This window comes from uncultured Shimia sp. (assembly GCF_947493595.1).
Lineage (GTDB): Bacteria > Pseudomonadota > Alphaproteobacteria > Rhodobacterales > Rhodobacteraceae > Shimia.
Genome location: NZ_CANLRL010000006.1, coordinates 26642 through 43948, shown reverse-complemented (window position 1 = coordinate 43948; position 17307 = coordinate 26642). Strand labels below are relative to the sequence as shown.

General features: G+C 59.3%; 21 protein-coding genes. 11 read left to right on the top strand and 10 right to left on the bottom strand.

All coding sequences use genetic code 11. The features are described 5' to 3' along the window. Window positions 1-212 precede the first annotated feature (212 nt). From Q0955_RS14390 to lgt, 4 genes are all read right to left on the bottom strand, one after another. On the bottom strand, window positions 213-353 hold the full coding sequence (locus Q0955_RS14390; protein ID WP_299425252.1) for a hypothetical protein: 141 nt from the start codon (window positions 351-353) through the stop codon (window positions 213-215). 153 nt (window positions 354-506) lie between these two features. Next, entirely contained in the window at window positions 507-1265 is a 759-nt protein-coding gene (pgeF, locus tag Q0955_RS14385; RefSeq protein ID WP_299425251.1) for a peptidoglycan editing factor PgeF, read from the bottom strand. Then, window positions 1262-2320, bottom strand: a complete 1059-nt coding sequence (locus Q0955_RS14380; protein ID WP_299425249.1) for an SAM-dependent methyltransferase — start codon at window positions 2318-2320, stop codon at window positions 1262-1264. The genes pgeF and Q0955_RS14380 overlap by 4 nt, the downstream gene beginning before the upstream one ends. Continuing rightward, window positions 2317-3189: a prolipoprotein diacylglyceryl transferase gene (lgt, locus tag Q0955_RS14375; RefSeq protein WP_299425777.1), complete on the bottom strand. Its 873-nt coding sequence runs from the start codon at window positions 3187-3189 to the stop codon at window positions 2317-2319. The genes Q0955_RS14380 and lgt overlap by 4 nt, the downstream gene beginning before the upstream one ends. A 131-nt stretch (window positions 3190-3320) precedes the next feature. Between lgt and Q0955_RS14370 the strand changes: the two genes are divergently transcribed. Then, window positions 3321-3566: an accessory factor UbiK family protein gene (locus Q0955_RS14370; protein WP_299425247.1), complete on the top strand. Its 246-nt coding sequence runs from the start codon at window positions 3321-3323 to the stop codon at window positions 3564-3566. A gap of 66 nt (window positions 3567-3632) precedes the next feature. On the opposite strand, the gene Q0955_RS14365 is transcribed toward Q0955_RS14370, so the two are convergent. Then, entirely contained in the window at window positions 3633-4466 is an 834-nt protein-coding gene (locus Q0955_RS14365; RefSeq protein WP_299425246.1) for a PhzF family phenazine biosynthesis protein, read from the bottom strand. A 252-nt stretch (window positions 4467-4718) separates the two neighbouring features. Here Q0955_RS14365 and Q0955_RS14360 point away from each other — a divergent pair, with 252 nt between their 5' ends. From Q0955_RS14360 to Q0955_RS14345, 4 genes are read left to right on the top strand one after another with little or no spacing between them, the layout of a single operon-like run. Next, entirely contained in the window at window positions 4719-5219 is a 501-nt protein-coding gene (locus tag Q0955_RS14360) for a YbjN domain-containing protein (RefSeq protein WP_299425244.1), read from the top strand. A gap of 33 nt (window positions 5220-5252) precedes the next feature. Continuing rightward, on the top strand, window positions 5253-6068 hold the full coding sequence (gene proC / locus Q0955_RS14355) for a pyrroline-5-carboxylate reductase (RefSeq protein ID WP_299425242.1): 816 nt from the start codon (window positions 5253-5255) through the stop codon (window positions 6066-6068). Continuing rightward, window positions 6061-6402, top strand: a complete 342-nt coding sequence (locus Q0955_RS14350) for a tRNA-binding protein (protein ID WP_299425241.1) — start codon at window positions 6061-6063, stop codon at window positions 6400-6402. The genes proC and Q0955_RS14350 overlap by 8 nt, the downstream gene beginning before the upstream one ends. Continuing rightward, entirely contained in the window at window positions 6399-7352 is a 954-nt protein-coding gene (locus Q0955_RS14345; RefSeq protein WP_299425239.1) for a D-glycerate dehydrogenase, read from the top strand. The genes Q0955_RS14350 and Q0955_RS14345 overlap by 4 nt, the downstream gene beginning before the upstream one ends. A 70-nt stretch (window positions 7353-7422) precedes the next feature. On the opposite strand, the gene Q0955_RS14340 is transcribed toward Q0955_RS14345, so the two are convergent. Further along, on the bottom strand, window positions 7423-8013 hold the full coding sequence (locus Q0955_RS14340; RefSeq protein WP_299425774.1) for a thymidine kinase: 591 nt from the start codon (window positions 8011-8013) through the stop codon (window positions 7423-7425). A gap of 419 nt (window positions 8014-8432) precedes the next feature. Here Q0955_RS14340 and Q0955_RS14335 point away from each other — a divergent pair, with 419 nt between their 5' ends. Next, on the top strand, window positions 8433-8891 hold the full coding sequence (locus tag Q0955_RS14335; protein ID WP_299425238.1) for a hypothetical protein: 459 nt from the start codon (window positions 8433-8435) through the stop codon (window positions 8889-8891). Window positions 8892-8894: 3 nt separating this feature from the next. Continuing rightward, on the top strand, window positions 8895-9770 hold the full coding sequence (locus Q0955_RS14330; RefSeq protein WP_299425236.1) for a LuxR C-terminal-related transcriptional regulator: 876 nt from the start codon (window positions 8895-8897) through the stop codon (window positions 9768-9770). Between the two features lie 362 nt (window positions 9771-10132). On the opposite strand, the gene Q0955_RS14325 is transcribed toward Q0955_RS14330, so the two are convergent. Then, window positions 10133-11254, bottom strand: a complete 1122-nt coding sequence (locus tag Q0955_RS14325) for a beta-ketoacyl-ACP synthase III (protein WP_299425235.1) — start codon at window positions 11252-11254, stop codon at window positions 10133-10135. A 194-nt stretch (window positions 11255-11448) separates the two neighbouring features. After that, window positions 11449-11994: a TetR/AcrR family transcriptional regulator gene (locus Q0955_RS14320; protein ID WP_299425233.1), complete on the bottom strand. Its 546-nt coding sequence runs from the start codon at window positions 11992-11994 to the stop codon at window positions 11449-11451. Between the two features lie 161 nt (window positions 11995-12155). On the opposite strand from Q0955_RS14320, the gene Q0955_RS14315 reads away from it, so the two are divergent. Beyond that, window positions 12156-12569, top strand: a complete 414-nt coding sequence (locus tag Q0955_RS14315; protein WP_299425231.1) for a hypothetical protein — start codon at window positions 12156-12158, stop codon at window positions 12567-12569. Here Q0955_RS14315 and truA read toward each other — a convergent pair. Next, window positions 12566-13330, bottom strand: coding sequence for a tRNA pseudouridine(38-40) synthase TruA (gene truA / locus Q0955_RS14310; protein ID WP_299425230.1), 765 nt, complete (start codon window positions 13328-13330; stop codon window positions 12566-12568). The genes Q0955_RS14315 and truA overlap by 4 nt on opposite strands. A 109-nt stretch (window positions 13331-13439) precedes the next feature. Here truA and Q0955_RS14305 point away from each other — a divergent pair, with 109 nt between their 5' ends. From Q0955_RS14305 to Q0955_RS14295, 3 genes are read left to right on the top strand one after another with little or no spacing between them, the layout of a single operon-like run. After that, window positions 13440-14852 carry a YcjX family protein gene (locus Q0955_RS14305; protein ID WP_299425228.1) on the top strand — a complete coding sequence of 471 codons (1413 nt, stop codon included), beginning with the start codon at window positions 13440-13442 and terminating at the stop codon, window positions 14850-14852. After that, a complete protein-coding gene (locus tag Q0955_RS14300) occupies window positions 14849-15853 on the top strand; it encodes a TIGR01620 family protein (RefSeq protein ID WP_299425227.1) in 1005 nt (334 codons plus the stop codon). Before Q0955_RS14305 ends, Q0955_RS14300 begins: the two co-directional genes overlap by 4 nt. 60 nt (window positions 15854-15913) lie before the next feature. Then, a complete protein-coding gene (locus Q0955_RS14295) occupies window positions 15914-16630 on the top strand; it encodes a VIT1/CCC1 transporter family protein (RefSeq protein WP_299425225.1) in 717 nt (238 codons plus the stop codon). A 99-nt stretch (window positions 16631-16729) separates the two neighbouring features. On the opposite strand, the gene Q0955_RS14290 is transcribed toward Q0955_RS14295, so the two are convergent. Then, window positions 16730-17137 (bottom strand): group III truncated hemoglobin, encoded by a 408-nt coding sequence (locus tag Q0955_RS14290; RefSeq protein ID WP_299425224.1) that lies wholly within the window; start codon window positions 17135-17137, stop codon window positions 16730-16732. Window positions 17138-17307: the final 170 nt, after the last annotated feature.

Here is a 17307-nt window from a genome sequence, read left to right as displayed (position 1 = left end):
TCTGAGATGAGAATTTGGCTCGCGTTATAGACGGTTCAAGGATTTAAGCAATGCGGCGGGTTGGGGTTGCGAAAATGTGGGTGCTTGGAGGTGCTCGCGCGACCTGGTGCTTGAAAATTGCACATGTGGGCGGCGGCAAAAACGCAAAAGCACCCTGCCAAATTGCAAGATGCTTTGCGAAAATACGAGGTAAGGCGGGTGCTCTTGGGCGATCAGGCCGCCTGTTTCAGCGTCACACCTTTGCGCTTGGCGATGAAAGCGGCGCGGCGTGCGCCGCGAGCCCATGGCATTTGTGGCGCGTCTTTTTGGGATGCTGCAACTACGGATTTAACGAAGCGGCTCTGGGTTTTCATGTCTGCTCTCCTTGGCATGTCTTGGTCTCTTGTGGACCATTGTTTCCAACTTGAGATCAGTCTCGTGTCGAAATGGGGCAGAGATGCGGCAGGATTGGTCAGATTTGAGGAAAATAGAGAGACAAATCTGCGGTATTGGCAGAAAGCCTTTGTTTACAGACAGATAGAGGCGATCAGGCGGCCGTAGTCGGCCTCTTTGGCGTGGGTTGTGCGCCGGTAAGAGTAGAATCTGTCCGGGTCAGAATAGGTGCAATGGCGCGTCCATTCGGCTTTGCCAATGTTTGCGGCGTGTAAACGATGCAGGCCGTAGGCGGGTAAGTCGAAGATTTTGCGATCGCCTTCGCCATCTGTGAAGAATCGGCTGTTGCTGGCGTCTTCGCGGAGGAAGGCATCGAGGAATTCCGGGCCAACTTCGTAGGCCTCTTGGCTGATGCAGGGGCCGATGACAGCGTGGGTGTTGGCGCGGGAGGCACCGAGGGCTTCCATGGCGTCCAATGTTGCGTCAAGCACGCCATCCAAGGCGCCGCGCCATCCCGCGTGGGCAGCGCCAATCACACCGGCGTTTGGGTCGGAAAACAGCACCGGTTGGCAATCAGCGGTGAGAATCGACAGGGCAAGGCCCGGTGTGGCGGTGACAATCGCGTCGGCACGCGGGCGTTCGCCTTCGATCGGGGCAGAAATCGTGGCCACGTCAGCGGAGTGCACTTGGTGCACGGAGGCGAGGTGGGACAGCTCTACATCCATTGCGCTGGCGACACGTTGGCGGTTGATGGTGACAATCTCGGACTGATCGGAGCTACCAATGCCGCAGTTCAACCCGGCAAACACGCCGGAAGAGGCACCGCCGCGACGGGTGAAGAACCCGTGGCGCACGGGGGCAAGCAAGTCCGAGGTCAGAATCTCAAGCGTCATAAGGTGCATCCTGGTGGAGGGGTGCCGTTTTCCGGATAGAGCGCGAGCACTTTGAACAGGTTTCCCATTTCCTCGGGGTGCGTCAAGCGGCGATGGGCTGCGATGTGCGACTGCAGGGCGTCACCAGTCAGGCGGGAGGCCAAGGCTTGGGCGCGGGGTGTGATGCCGAGTTGCTCCAGAAAGACGCCTTGCGGGGTCAGTTTGCTGTGGGCGCAGGGGGCGGCTTGGGCGAGGGCCTCAAAATCAACATGGGCGGTGATGTCCGCCTCGCCGGGAGTGGCGAGCGGGTTGGCGTATTCGTGGTCTTTGAGCGCTTGCAGGGTGTCGCCCCGTGACCGCCAGTCGCCGTAGTCGATCAGGAGCGCCGCGCCACCAGAGTCGTGGATGCGGGTGCCAATCTCGGAAGCCACGGAAAACGCGGGTGCGCAGGTTTCGACAATCATGTCCTGTGAGGTGTCCGCGAGGCGGTGTTCGAGCTGCGGCTGCGGTAGTTCCGGGCCGAAAGCAAAGGTCAGCGCACCGTCACGCATGGCGATTAGGCGTTCATGCCAGCCGGTGGGGCCGCGTTGGAACTGGCGGATGGGCAGCGCGTCAAAAAATTCGTTTGCGACCAGAAACAGTGGCTGTTCAGGCAGCGTGTCGACGGTGTCGTGATGGGTGATTTTGGCGTTGATGGTCTTGTGCTGTATGGCGCGCAGGGTCGGGGAGGCTTCTACAAGGTGGAGTTGCGCGGCGGCGTGGAAGCCGGGCACGGCGCGGGTAGCGCGCAGGATATCGGCCATGAGCGTGCCGCGACCGGGGCCAAGTTCAGCCAGCGTGAAGGGGGCGGGGGCACCTTGGTCGAGCCAGCTTTGTGCCAATGCGAGGCCGACGAGTTCGCCAAACATCTGGCTGATCTCTGGGGCGGTGGTGAAGTCGCCGTCTGTGCCAAAGGGATCGCGAGTGGTGTAGTAACCCAGCGTGGGATGCAGCAGCGCTTCGCCCATGAAGTCGGCCACGGTCATGGGGCCGTGGGCTTCAATGCGGGCCAGCAAATGTTGGGTCAGATCACTCATGGGTGGCGTTTGTCGCGCAGGATCAGGTAGGCGCCAAGGGCGATCATCGGCAGGGACAGCAGTTGACCCATGGTGAAGCCGTAGCCGCCAAATTGTAGCGCGAGGCCCAGTGGGTTGCCGTCAGAGATGAACTGCGCGTCTGGCTGGCGGAAGAACTCGACGATGAAACGGGCGAGGCCGTAACCCACAAAGAAGGTGCCGGTGATGGTGCCCGGGGATTTCAATGCGCCGCGACGGTAGGCGAGGTAGAGCATGACCACGCCGAGGATCAGACCTTCCATCAGGGCTTCATAAAGCTGGGAGGGGTGACGGGCGCAGAGGGCAGCGAGCTGGCCGCAGTCTTGCGCGGCGTGGCCGGGGAAGATCACGCCCCATGGCAGGTCGGTGGGGCGGCCCCAAAGCTCGGCGTTGATAAAATTGGCGATGCGGCCCAGGAACAGGCCGATTGGCACGCCAAGCGCCATGGCGTCGCCAACCTGTAGTTTGATCAGGTCATGTTTCTGGCAATAGAGCCAGCCTGCCACGATGACGCCCAACATGCCGCCGTGGAATGACATGCCGCCGTCCCAGATGCGGATGATGTCACCGGGATTGGCGAGGTAGAAGGCCGGTTTGTAAAACAGCACGTAGCCCAAGCGGCCTCCGGCGATCACGCCAAGAATAACCCAGGTGAGCAGGTCTTCGATCTGGCGCGCGGTGATGGGGGCGGTGTCGTTGGGCCAGAGCGTGGGGCGGTTCACGGTGGCCACCACAATGCGCCAGCCGATCAGGATGCCAACGATATAGGCCAGTGCGTACCAGCGCAGGGCAAATTCCATGCCAAACAGAGAGATGGAGAAGATTTCAGGGGAGATATTGGGGAACTGAATGGGACTGCTCCGTCGCTGTCTGGCCGCGTGGGTTTCGCCACAAGTGGCCTTTCCCTTGCGACAAAGTCAACCTTGTGTCTGAGCAAGATGGTGCCCATATAGGCAGTCAGGATCATAAAGCGGAGAGAGCGATGCAAACCCGGAACAAATTCATGGACGACATGTCTCAGTTGATGACCAACGCCATGGGTGTGGCTCAGGGCGCCAAGGATGAGGCCGACAACGCGATGAAGTCGTTGATGGACCGTTGGCTGGCGGATCGGGATTTTGTCACCCGCGAAGAGTTTGATGCGGTGCGGGGCATGGCGCAGAAGGCCCGCGAGGAAAACGAAGCTCTGAAGGCGCGGATTGAAGCGTTGGAAGGCAAAGCGGGCTAAGGCACGCTGACAGGATGATGTGAAAAAGGCTGACCCTGGGGTTGGCCTTTTTTGTTGTCTTGGGGTTCAGAGTTTTAGGGTTCCGGTGATGCCATCTTGCACGGTGCCGCCTACCCAAATTTTGTCACCATCTTGTACAACATGCACGCGGCCTTTGCGCCCTAAAAATGTGCCTTGAGCAGCGATGTAATCGCCTTTGGCAATGCCGTCTGCCAGCAGCCATTGGGCGATGCCAGCATTGAGGCTGCCTGTGACAGGATCTTCAAAGCCGCCGGCCGAGAAGGCCCGGACCTCGAAATCAAACCCGTGGCCTGCTTCGTTCACGGGTGCCACCAAGCCAATGCGCATGCCTTTGAGCGCGGCATAGTCAGGTTTGGCTTGCAGGAGGGCCTGACGGTCCTTGAGCAACAGCGCGGCCCAACCGGGGCCATTGTCGACCCATGCGGCGGCTTCCACCTGAGCCAGGGGGACGTTCAACGCTGTGGCCACACGCGTTTGAAGGGCGTTTTCAAGCGGGCCGCTGCGCCGCAAAGGCGGGGCACAGAAAAACAGGCGGTCCTTGTCGCGGCGGATGTGGATCAGACCCGCGCCGCATTGTTGCACCACGTCCGCGCCTTGTGGCTGGCCACCTTGCGCCAGCCAAACGTGACAGGCGCCCAATGTTGGATGGCCCGCAAAAGGCAGCTCTTGCAGCGGGGTGAAAATCCGCACGCGGTAATCAGCGGCCTCGTCTGTTGGGTGCAGCAGAAAGCAGGTCTCGCTGAGATTGGTCCATTGGGCAAATTGGGCCATCTGCGTTTGATTGAGCCGCTCGGCATCGGCCACCACAGCAAGCGGATTGCCAAAACTGGGCTGCTCGGAAAACACATCAACCTGGGCGAAAGGAAAAACACTGGTCATGGCAAAATCATAGGATTGGGGCTGGGGAGGGCAAGTCTCTCCTTGGGCCTGCGACCAAAGGACGAAGACTTGTGGTTAACATAGTTTAATCCACAACTTATTGCGTTATCCACAGATATTTTGCTTTACAGGCGACTCCTTGCCCACCACCATATGTTGTAATGAACGTGGAGTTATCCACAGGTCTTAGAGCAGACACCAAGCGTTAGAGAGCTGCCACTCCCTAAACGCGATAACAAATGAGGTGGCGCCATGGCATTATCCGAGCAGTTTCTTGAGGAAGACCTGCATCCAATCGACATTGTTGAGCATATTGCGGGCGTGCGGGATTGGACCTTTGAACGTATTGCGGACGATCAGATTGCCATGGAAGTGGAAGGTCAGTGGAAAACCTACTCCATCACTTTGGCCTGGTCGGCGTATGATGAGACCTTGAAGCTTGTGTGCTCTCACGAGGCAGAGCCCCCGAAAGAGCGTCTGCCCGCGCTGTATGAGACCCTGAATGCGGTCAACGATGAGTGCTGGGCGGGGGCGTTTACCTATTGGGACAAACAGAAGCTGATGATCTATCGCTACGGTTTGGTGCTGACTGGTGGGCAGGTTGCCAGTCCGGATCAGATCGACACATTGATCCGGGAGGCCATTCAAAATTCCGAGCGGTTTTACCCGGCGTTTCAGCTTGTGGTTTGGGGTGAACGAAGTGTGAAAGATGCGATGCAAGTTGCCATTGCAGAGGCTTACGGGCGGGCGTAACACTTGCCCCCATATGGATGAGAGGGGGCAAACATGACCGTCAAAGATGTGGCCAAACGTGGCCTGGTGCTGTTGGGTTGCGGCAAGATGGGGTCCGCCATGCTGCAAGGCTGGTTGGCGGATGGATTGCCTGCCAGCAGCGTGTGGGTGCAAGACCCGTTTCCCAGCGACTGGGTGCAAGGCAGCGGCGTGCATGTGAACGCCGACCTGCCAACGGCCCCAGCGGTGGTGCTGATTGCCGTGAAACCTCAGATGATGGCGGAGGCGTTGCCGGTTCTGGCGGCCATGGGCAATGGGGAAACCTTGTTTGTCTCGGTTGCGGCAGGCGTTTCAATTGCCACCTATGAAGACATGCTGGGCGCGCAGACACCAATTGTGCGCGCCATGCCCAACACGCCTGCGGCGGTGGGCAAAGGCATCACCGCAATAGTCGGCAACGGACCTGCCGGTCAGGCCGGATTGGATGCCGCTGAAAGCTTGTTGAAAGCGGTGGGACAAGTGGTGCGTTTGGAACATGAAGGGCAGATGGATGCGGTCACTGGGCTGAGTGGCTCCGGGCCGGCCTATGTTTTCCATATGATTGAATGCATGGCGGCGGCTGGAAAGGCACAGGGCCTGTCACCGGAGTTGTCGATGGCCTTGGCCAAAGCCACCGTGGCGGGGGCAGGGGTTCTGGCAGAGACGTCCGAGGAAACGCCAGAGCAACTTCGGGTGAATGTGACCAGCCCAAACGGGACCACAGAGGCCGGGCTTGAGGTGTTGATGGACACCTCTGATGGCCTGCCGCCGTTGATGATAAAAACCGTGGGGGCAGCCGCAGAGCGCAGCCGGGAGCTGGGCAATGACTGACACGATTGATTTTGACGACTTTCTGAAGGTTGATGTGCGTGTCGGGACGGTTGTGCAGGCGGAACCTTATCCGGAAGCCCGCAAGCCTGCGATCAAGCTTTGGGTGGATTTTGGCGAGGACATAGGCACGCGTAAGACCTCCGCGCAGATCACCGCCAATTACGACCCCGCCAGTTTGGTGGGCAAACAGGTGCTGGCGGTGGTGAATTTCCCGCCCCGTCAAATCGGAAAATTCATGTCCGAGGTGCTGGTGCTTGGGCTGCCGGATGAGACCGGCGAGATTACATTGATAGGCCCGGATGGGTCGGTCCCGAATGGAGGACGTCTACATTGAAAAGCCTTTTGATCACGCGGCCGTTGCCAGATGCGGTTTTGGAGAAAGCCCGTGCATCGTTTCAGACCACGGTGCGGCTTAACAACATGCCGATGCAAAGTGATGAGCTGCGCGATGCGCTGCGCAACTTTGATATGGTGCTGCCCTCCCTGGGCGATGCGTTTGATGCCCAGGTGTTTGCCGATGTGTCGGCACCGCGCTGTAAACTGCTGGCCAACTTTGGGGTGGGCTACAATCACATTGATGTGGAGGCCGCCGCCAAGGCCAATGTGCTGGTGAGCAACACGCCGGGGGCTGTGACCGAGGCCACGGCGGATGTGGCAATGACCTTGATCCTGATGAGCGCACGGCGGGCTGGCGAAGGCGAGCGCCTGGTGCGCAGCGGGCAGTGGAAAGGCTGGCACCCGACGCAGATGTTGGGCATGCATGTCAGCGGCAAGACCGTTGGCATCGCCGGCATGGGCCGCATTGGTCAGGCCATTGCGCAACGGTGCCACTATGGTTTTGGCATGGCCGTAAAATATTGGAACCGCTCGGAAAAGGAGCTGCCATTCGCGGCGGACCGGATCGAGGAATTGGCGGCGCTGGCGGCGCAGGTGGATGTGCTGGTTGCGGCGGTGCCGGGTGGTGCGGAGACCCAACATTTGTTTGATGCCAACGTGTTTGGCGCGATGCAGAGTCACGCCCATTTCATCAATATTTCGCGCGGAGAAGTGGTCAAGGAAAGTGCCCTCATCGCAGCGTTGCAAAACAATGAAATTGGCGGCGCCGGGTTGGATGTGTACGAATTTGAGCCCCGGGTGCCAGATGCCCTGCGCAAGCTCGACAACGCCACGTTGCTGCCCCATCTTGGCACGGCTGCGTTGGAAGTGCGCACAGATATGGGCTTGATGGCGGTGGACAACCTCCTGGCCTATGAGCAAGGTGAGACCCCGCCCAATCTGGTCTAAACCCGCTTCATTTGGCCAGAAATATCCCGGGGGAGTCCCGGCGGGACGGGGGCAGCGCCCCCATACGCCCTTAGTCTTCGGCGCTGTCGCCCATGGCTTTGCGCCAATGGCGACGGCAGAGCGAGACATAGCTTTCGTTGCCGCCAATCTGCACCTGCGCGCCGTCGTGGAGCACATTGCCGTGCTCATCCTGGCGCACCACCATGGTGGCTTTTTTGCCGCAATGGCAAATGGTGCGCACTTCGCGCATTTCGTCTGCCAGGGCCAGAAGCGCAGCAGACCCAGGGAACAGCTTGCCCTGGAAGTCGACGCGCAGCCCGTAACACATCACCGGCACATTGAGGTCATCCACCGCACGGGCCAGTTGCCAGACTTGATCTTCGCTGAGGAACTGTGCCTCGTCGATAAAGATACAGGCAAGCGGCCCTGCGTTCAGGCGCGTTTGAATGGTCGCGAACAGATCTGTGACTCTGTCAAAGGTATCTGCTTTGTCGGAAATGCCGATGCGAGAGGCAATGCGGCCCTCTCCGGCGCGGTGATCGAGCTGTGCGGTGAGCAGGTAAGTTTGCATGCCGCGTTCGCGATAGTTGTGGGATGCCTGCAAAAGCACGGTGGATTTGCCGGCGTTCATGGTGGAGTAGTTGAAGTAGAGCTTGGCCATAGCGGCGTGATAGGCCGCAATGGGCGCGGGGATCAAGAACACGTTGCGCGGATTGATGCGGAAAATTTGAAGCGTCGTATTGGTGCCGCGTTGCGCACGTCCTAAATGTGAAACGCGACCCGTCACATCGTGGCATAGCCATGGGGATGATGAGGCCGGGTCGCGTGGCCGAAGGGCCAACGGTGTGTGGGTGACAGACCACGCTCCGCTTTCCTGGGTCCGGCTCAACAGCCGGAAACTAATACGTTCGGATAAGTACCCGATTCACTCACAGTCGGATGTAATGCATCCGGTCTTTCTCAAATGCCAAATTCGGGTTAAGCGATATATGGGAAAAGAAAGACTGCTTTCCCCCTCGGGCGTCAGACCGCGCATTTTTGGGGGGAGGTCACTGAATGTACGGTTTGGGAATAAAGCACATGAGCGTGGTGCACAGCTATCTAAAGAAACACTCCGAGGCTTTGGTAAAAGACGTTGGAATCGAAGCCGCCTGTGAGTTGACCGGGAAATCTAAAGCCACGTTGGGGCGGTATTATTCTTCGCACGACGAGCACGCGGATCGGTTTATGCCAATTGACGCTGTGGCGGCGTTGGAAGAGGCCGCGTCATATCCGCATGTCACGTCAGCATTGGCAGAGTTGAAAGGCAACTCGCTGAACCATGAACAGGGTCGGCGCAACTCCGACGACAAAGGCGGGGTCAACTCTGACGTGATCGCGCTCAGTCAGCGGTTTGCGATGTTGATGGCGGAATACAACCAGTCCATCGAGGACGGGATTATCACCATGACCGAAGCCAAACGGCTTCTGCGGGAGACCGTGGCGTTGCAGCAGGTGCTGGTCGACATGAAGCTGCACCTAGAAGAGGAATCCGTCTAAACAATGCGAGACCCCGCCGGGCGTCGTCCGTTACTACAAGCGGAGCGCCACATTCCGGATCTGTTGCAAGGGTTTCTGGTGGATCTGGAAGCCACGCAAAGTTCGGCGGAGGTCTGGGCATTGATTGTTGAGGTTGGGCGGACGTTGAATTTGCCCCACATTGACTTCATCAGTGCCAGCAATTTTGAGGATTGGAAAAAGACGCTGTTCATTCGCACGTCGTATGACAGCACTTGGCTCAACGCGTTTAACAAGGATCCGGAAGTCTCCAAGTGGAGCTATTTCCGCATGCATGCGTTGCATCACCTGACGCCGATCGCAGTGGGCATTGAGTTTCTGGATGAATACCATCACATGCCCGAGGCCCGGCATGAGGTGCTGGAGGAAGCCGCCCGGCGCGGCATCAGAGCGGGGTTTTCCATTCCGCTGCGTTCTCATGCGCCCCCTCAGGCGGCCTTGATCACTTTTTGCGGCGACCATAGCCGACGGGAGATGAAGCACATCATCCAGACACATGGCTGGGTTTTACAGGCCGTGGCGATGATGGGGCATCAGACCTATCTGGCACATTTCGCTGCAGAATTCACCGAGCGGAACAAGATTTCGGATAAGCAGCGCGAGTTGCTTGAGATGATTGGCGCCGGGTTGCAGGACAAGGTCATCGCCGAACGCCTTGGGGTGTCGGTGTCTGCGGTGCGCCAGCGCATGAACAACATTCTGAGCAAGACCGGCCTGTCCAACCGGGCGGATTTGGCGGCCTTGGCGATGAGTGCCGGACTGGTGGAAGACCCTTTGCATCGGATGAGCGATGATGATGGCAGTATTCTTGTGGAGATGGGGGTGCCCACCACCACCAAGACACGGTATCGGCATCAGTAGCGCCGCTACGAAAAAGGGTGGCCCAGAGACCTGGCCCACCCTTGCGTCATAAAAAGACCTTAGGGAAAAAATGTGCACGGGTGTGCATATAAACCTCCGCACGGGACAGCGCAGAGTGGAAGGGGATCAGCAGACAATCACCTCACGAACCCATTGTCTCAGAATGCCTGGGGAAGCATCACGACGAGACAACGGCTCCCTCCAAGAACTATGCTAGCGCAAATTGGTCTTACTGTCTCTTGTTCACATTTGAGCAACCATTGTTACCACACCTGCCAATTATGATAGGTTTTGCGATTTACCCTGTTAAAAACAACAGGCTGAATGCCGTGGTATACCGAGACTTGCGAATCGTTGGTATGTTAATGACGCTTCACAAGCACGGATCCCACCGAGTATCCGGCGCCAAAAGAGCAGATCACGCCGTGGTCTCCGGGCTGTAAGTCATCCGAATATTTCGAGAAAGCGATGATCGAGCCCGCGGAGGAGGTGTTGGCATAGTCTTGCAGGATGTTGGGCTGTTCGTCAGTTTCCGGCGTGCGGCCCAAGACCTTTTTGCCAATAAAGTCATTCATCGACTTGTTGGCCTGATGCAGCCAGAGGCGGCGCAGGTTGTCTGGCGCCACGCCCTCGGCTTCGATATGGGCCAGCATATGGGCGGAGACCATCGGGACCACCTCTTTGAACACTTTGCGGCCGTTTTGCATAAACTGCATGTCACGACGATCCTCGACACCGTCCGGACGGGAGCGGCGCAGGAAACCGTTGTTGTTGCGTATATTGTTGGAGAATTGCGTGGCGCAGCGGGTTGAGATGACTTCGAAATAAGCGCCTTTGGCATCTTCGTCGCGTTCGATCACCGTGGCAGTGCAGACGTCGCCAAAGATAAAGTGGCAGTCGCGGTCGCGCCATTCCAAATGGCCGGAGCAAATTTCCGGGTTCACCACAATCGCTTTGCGCACAGACCCAGAGCGGATCATTTCGGCCGCAGCTTGCAGGCCAAAGGTGGCGGAGGAACAAGCGACGTTCATGTCAAAAGCAAAGCCACCGGCGCCCAGTTCTTTTTGAATTTCAATCGCCACCGCTGGGTAGGCGCGTTCCATATTGGAAGCGGCACAGATCACCAGATCGATTTCTGACCCGTCCACACCTGCCTGCGCCAAAGCTTTGGTGCAAGCATCCAGCGCCATTTCGGTCATCACGCCCGGCTCATCGTCGCTGCGTTGGCGCAGCAGCGGGTGCATCACGTCGGGGTTCAACACGCCGTCCTTGTCCAGAACATGCCGTTGTTCGATGCCGGAGGCCTTAAAAATGAACTCGCTGGAGGAATGAGGCAGGGGCTGCATGTCGCCTGCGGCAATCGCGTCTGCGTTCTGTGCATTCACTTTGTCGGCGTAAGCGTTGAAGGCTTCCACAAGCTCGTCGTTGGTGATGATTTGCTCGGGGGTGAAAACACCGGTGCCGGTGATGGCAGGCTTAAACATACTGGGCCTCACTAAGTTCTGCTGGGGCGCAGCTAGGCGTCATTTGCACCAAAAGGTCAAGAGTTTCCCCTAGGTCAGATCCGTTGTCGGCCTTGTTTTGCTGATTGGTGGAAGGAGTGGAAGGAAGAGGGGGCCAGCCCCCACGCTTGCGGTTGCAAGCGCACCCCCGAGATATTGAGGAAGGAGAAAGCGGATTAAAGCAACGCCTTGTGAACTTGAGCGGCGAGAAGGGCTTTGAGGGTGGCGGGCGGTGTGGGCGCGCGGGTTTCGATGTGATCGCGCACTAGGGCAAAAGCGCCGCCGATGCAGAAGGTCACGGTTGTGGCCGGTGCCGCAATGCCCATAGCGGTTAGCTCTTGGGCCAGCAGGTCTTCGAGGGCTTTGGTGAAGCGAGAAAACAGCACCACGTCAGACTGGCTGCGCGACACACGCATGAAGAAGCCGGGGTTTTCCAGGATGTGGTCCACCATCCAATCTGTGGTGACAAATGTGCCGGACGCGGTGGTGTTGGCCTCCGCCAGCGGGAGCAGATCGGCCAGAACCATGGAGAAACCAAGGTCGAGCAGATCGAGCTTGGTGTCAAAATGCGCGTAAAACGATGAACGGGCCACGTCGCCGCGCGCGCAGATCATTTTGATGGTGATGTCGTCCCAGCTGTGGCTTTGCAGCAGGCTTTGAAGGGCGGTCCATAAGGAGTTCTGGGTGCGGGCAATGCGGCGATCTGGCGTTTTTTCGGACACGGTTGGCTCTTGGTGTTGGATAACGGTCAACACGTCGGAGGCGTGTCGTTTTTTTGGGCGTTGTAGCGGGCTAGTGGCAGGTGTGAGTTCAATACAGAAGCCTGCGGATGCCGGCCACCGGAAGGTGACTCCTTTTCAGGCGAATGACAGGAATAAGAGACATGACACCAAGCCGATATGTGACCCTACAAAAAGCCGTATGCGGCTATGATATTCTGGCGCTGTTGCCGTTTGCGCTGCCGTTTGTGAATGTGCAGCATTTGGCGACCATGGGGCAGGTCAATGCGCTGCTCGGCGGGGATGTCTGGCCGGTGTTTGATCCGATCCAATTGATGATGGTGCAGCTGTTGGGGGTGATTGGCACCGGGTGGACGGTGTGGCGGTGGCGCAATGTGTCGCGGGAAATTGGTATTTTTGAAGGCGGGTTGCGCCTGTTGGTGGCTGCAACGCTTTTGGGGGCGTTTGTGCAGACGGGACAGCCGCTGTTGTTGATGTTTGCCGGGATTGATGTGGTGTTTGGTGTTGCACTTTTGATGGGCCTCCGGCTACGAGAGGTCCGCCCGGCAACCGTTTAGAACGGCGCGTCGGGGTAGGTGACGCCTGCCAGATATAGCCCCTGTGGTGGGCAGACCGGGCCGCAAGCGGCGCGGTCGCGGGCTTCCAGCGCGGCGGTGACGTCGTCTGGCGTCCAGGCACCGGCGCCAACCCGTTCCAAAGTGCCGACAAAGCTGCGCACCTGATTGTGCAGGAACGAGCGGGCGCGGACGTGGAAGTGGATTTCCGGACCGCCGATGGTGTCGATGTGCTCGATGCGCAACGCGTCGAGGGTTTTTTGCGGGCTGGCGGCCTGACAGATTGAGCTGCGGAAAGTCGTAAAATCGTGGTTGCCAATCAGGCGATCCGCCCCGGCCTGCATGGCCTCCGGGTCCAGATCATGTTTGACCTGCCAGACCAATCCGGCCTGATGGGTGGCCGGGGCACGGCGCATCAGGATGCGGAACAGGTAGCGGCGCTCGGTGGCGGAGAACCGCGCGTGCCAGTCATCGGCCACTTTGGCGCAGTTGGTGATCGCCACGGGGGCGGGCTTGAGCTGAAAGTTCAGTGCTTCCGAGAGGCGAAACGGATCCCAGTCCTTTTCCATGTCGCAATGCGCCACTTGCGCCAAGCCATGTACGCCTGCGTCGGTGCGGCCTGCGGCAGCAATAGTGTGCTCGCGGGGCTCCAGTTTGGCCAAGGCAGCCTCAATCGCGCCTTGTACAGAAGGCTGATCTGCCTGCCTTTGCCATCCGGCAAAAGGGGCTCCGTGGTATTCAACTTGCAAGGCGTATCTGGGCATGGGGCGTGCGATAGCCCATCGGGCGGGGAAATTGAAGCCTTTCTGCCCACTGGAAATGGCGCTGGGCCGCGCATAGGTTGAGGGCGAAACAGGCAAAGGGGCCAAAAGCTTGGTCATTTCCACACTTGCGGACGGGGTCGCCCGTCAAATCGAAGCGGTCACAGACAGCGTCACAGGCGTGTTTGAGCCTGTGGTGCGGCTGGGCGTCACCGGCTTGGCACGGTCTGGCAAGACGGTGTTTATCACCTCCATGGTGGCCAATTTGCTCGATCGTGGGCGGATGCCGCAGCTGGTGGCCAATGCTGAAGGCCGCATCGAGGCGGCGTTTTTGCAGCCGCAGCCGGATGACCTTGTGCCGCGATTTGATTTTGAGACCCATCTGGCGGCGATGACAGGCAGCGAGCCGCATTGGCCGGAGAGCACGCGCGCGATCAGCGAGTTGCGGGTGTCCATGCGGGTGCGGCCCAGTGGGCTGTTGTCCGGCTTTCAGGGCGCCCGCACGGTGCATCTGGATATTGTCGACTATCCTGGGGAGTGGCTGCTGGACCTTGGCTTGATGGACAAAAGTTTCACGCAGTGGAGTGCGGAGGTTTTGGACCGCATTGCTGGGCGCGAAGAAGCGGCGGAGTATCTCGGGCTTGTTTCGGCTATGGATGGCGGCGCTGATTTGGATGAGCCTAAGGCAAAGGCCTTGGCGGCGGCTTTTACCGAGTATCTGCACGCGGCGCGCGGGGCTGGGTATTCGGATTGCACACCAGGGCGGTTTTTGTTGCCCGGGGATTTGGCAGGCTCGCCTGTGTTGACTTTTGCGCCTTTGGCCGCGGTGGGAAAGCCGGGGCGGCGGTCTATGTGGCGGACCTTTGAGAAGCGGTTTGAGGCTTACAAGGCGCAGGTCGTAAAGCCGTTTTTCCGTGATCATTTTGCGCGCATCGACCGGCAAGTTGTGTTGGTGGATGTCTTGGGCGCGATCCACGCAGGACCACGCGCGGTGGAAGACATGCGCAGCGGGTTGGCGGATACGCTGGCGGCGTTTAGGCCCGGGCGGAATGCGTTTCTGAAGCGGTTGCTGATGGGCAAACGGGTGGAAAAGATCCTGTTTGCGGCGACCAAGGCGGATCATTTGCATCACAGTCAGCATCCTCAGCTCACGAACATCATGCAAGCGCTGACCCGCGAGGCGGCGGATCGGGCGCAGTTTGCCGGTGCCAGCACTGAGGCGCTTTCCTTGGCGTCGTTGCGGGCCACAGTGGAAGAAGCGGTGACACATGAAGGGCGCAAACTCGACTGTGTGCGCGGGCGCTTGTTGGAAGACGGGCGGCAGGCGGCGTTTTATCCCGGTGCCCTGCCGCAAGACGCCAGTGCCTTGCTAAACCCGGCCAAAGCTGGGGCCAATACTTGGCTCGATCAGGATTATCAGGTGATGAAATTTGCGCCCGCCGCCAACACGTTGCGGCCCGGAGATGGGCCACCCCATATCCGCATGGATCGCGCGGCGCAGTTTTTGATTGGAGATATGTTGTGACCAATGGACCGGTTTTGATTGAATTGGAGGATCAGGCGGCGCCGGAGGTGGCGGAGGCTGCGCCGGTGCCGGAGATGCATGCGCCAGCGCCAAGCGGGCAGGCGATGCAGGTGGCGGCGCAGTTGGCGGCGCGTAAGCCAAGCCGGTTGACGCGGTGGTTCTGGGCGCTGGTTGGGATGTTTTTGAGTGCCGCTGTGTCTATGGCGGCCTGGGATTTTGCCACAGGCATGGTGGCGCGCAATCAATACCTCGGCTGGGCTGTGACCGCGATTGGCGGGGCGGCGCTTTTGCTGGCGCTGCTGATCATTCTGAAAGAGCTGGCTGGTCTGGCGCGGCTAAAGCGCGTGGACGGCTTAAAAGCCCGCGCGGATACGGCGGCGCAGAGCCACGAGATGGGGCAGGCGCGGGACATTGTTGACGAGCTGTTGCGGTTTTATCGGGGCCGCGAGGATCTCGCCTGGGGGCGGGACAGCCTGGCCAAACAGCGCACTGACGTGCTGGATGTGGATGCGTTGATGGTTTTGGCGGAGCGTGAATTGATGACACCGCTGGATCAGGCAGCCCAGCGTGAGGTCGAGTCGGCGGCGCGGCAAGTGGCGGCTGTTACGGCCTTGGTTCCATTGGCGTTGGCGGATGTGGTTGCGGCTTTGACATCCAACATTCGCATGATCCGGCGGATTGCGGAGATTTACGGTGGGCGCTCAGGCACGCTGGGCAGCTGGCGGCTGTTTCGCGCGGTGATGACACATTTGGTGGCCACTGGCGCTGTGGCGGCGGGCGATGACCTGATTGGGACCATCGCGGGTGGCGGGGCTTTGGCGAAGCTGAGCCGTCGCTTTGGCGAGGGACTGGTCAATGGCGCATTGACCGCGCGCGTGGGGGTTGCGGCCATGGAAGTCTGTCGTCCACTGCCGTTTGGCACGGGGCGTCGGCCCTCGGTGGCGGGCTTGGTGAAACGCGCGCTGACCGGGCTGTTTTCAAAGAGTGAAAGCGAGGCGTAAACCGGCGGCCAGTTGATTGGGCGCAAATACAGAGGCACGCGTGCCTGATAAGCTTGCCATATGAGCCAGTCCCATGGGCATAGCCAGAAAGAGATCGAAGATCGGATCGCAAACCCGCCGGGGCGGGGGCTTTTGCGCGACGTCGTTTATGGCGGCATTGACGGATCGGTGACGACCTTTGCGATTGTGGCGGGTGTAGCCGGGGCAGGGTTGTCGCCGTTTGTGATTGTGGCGCTGGGGATAGCCAACGTTTTGGCTGATGGGTTCTCCATGGCTGCCGGGAACTTCTTAGGCACCAAAGCGGAGCTGGATGATGCCAAACGGTTGCGGGCTGTTGAGAAGCAGCATTTGTCAGAGCATCCCCAAGGCGAGCGACGAGAAATCCGCGAGATTTTGCGGCTTAAGGGGTTAGACGGCGAGGTGCTGGAAGCAGCGACAGATGCCATTGTCGTCAATGAAGAGGCGGCGGTTCAGTTGATGCTGGAGGGCGAATACGGGCTGGCGGGTGTTGATCCGCACCCGCATCGGGCAGCCATTGCAACCTTTCTGGCATTCCTGATTGCGGGGCTGATCCCGCTTTTACCGTTTTTGTTTGGTGTGCCCGAGGCGTTTCGGGTGTCAGCTGTACTGACCTGCGCCACCTTCTTTTGCATCGGAGCAATGAAAGCCAAGTGGTCGCTGGATCCGTGGTGGCGCTCTGGGTTGGAGACACTTGCGATTGGCGGTGTGGCAGCGGCGATTGCCTATGGGGTGGGCAGTTTGTTCAACGGAGGATGAAAATCGCTGAGGGAGGCGCCTGACCCTGGGTGGGGGCTGAAAGCGCCCTCCCGTGGGGAGGGTCGGGCGCGTACCGTGCTTGCAGCACGGCACCAATTGTTACCTTAGAATCGGCACGCCACCCGGCCCCTTCATCTGCTCCACAACACCCGCGCGCAGGCTTCGTCCGATGCGATGCGCCAGCGCGGACCATGCGGCGGCCTGATCCGGGCGCAGCTCAGTTCGCAGGGTCAGATCAAACAGACCCAGCCAGGCATCAAACATACCGGGGCGCACATTGCCTGCGTCGCGGTGTACCTTGAGCGGATTGCCGTCATAGGAGCGCTCATACAGGATTGCGTTGGCCCAGAAATTCACAATCTTGGCCTCATGTTTGGGCCAATCTTCAATATGCGCAGCAAAGACCGGCCCCAAGCCGGGATGCTGCCGCACCATTTCGTAAAACGCGGCTACCACGCGAGCGATCTCGTCGCGGGTCACATCAAATTTGGGGGGCAGTGGTGCCATAGATCTCTCCCTGTTGCGGGAGAGATAGGGGATCGGTGCGTGGGCGACAAGCATCGCCGCTTTACCATATGCACAGAGCGCCCTATAAGGCGCATATGACGCAGATATTCGCAATTATCATTCGAATTATCAGCCCGGCGCTCTAAGTGATCGAGCCGCCGGGACAAGGC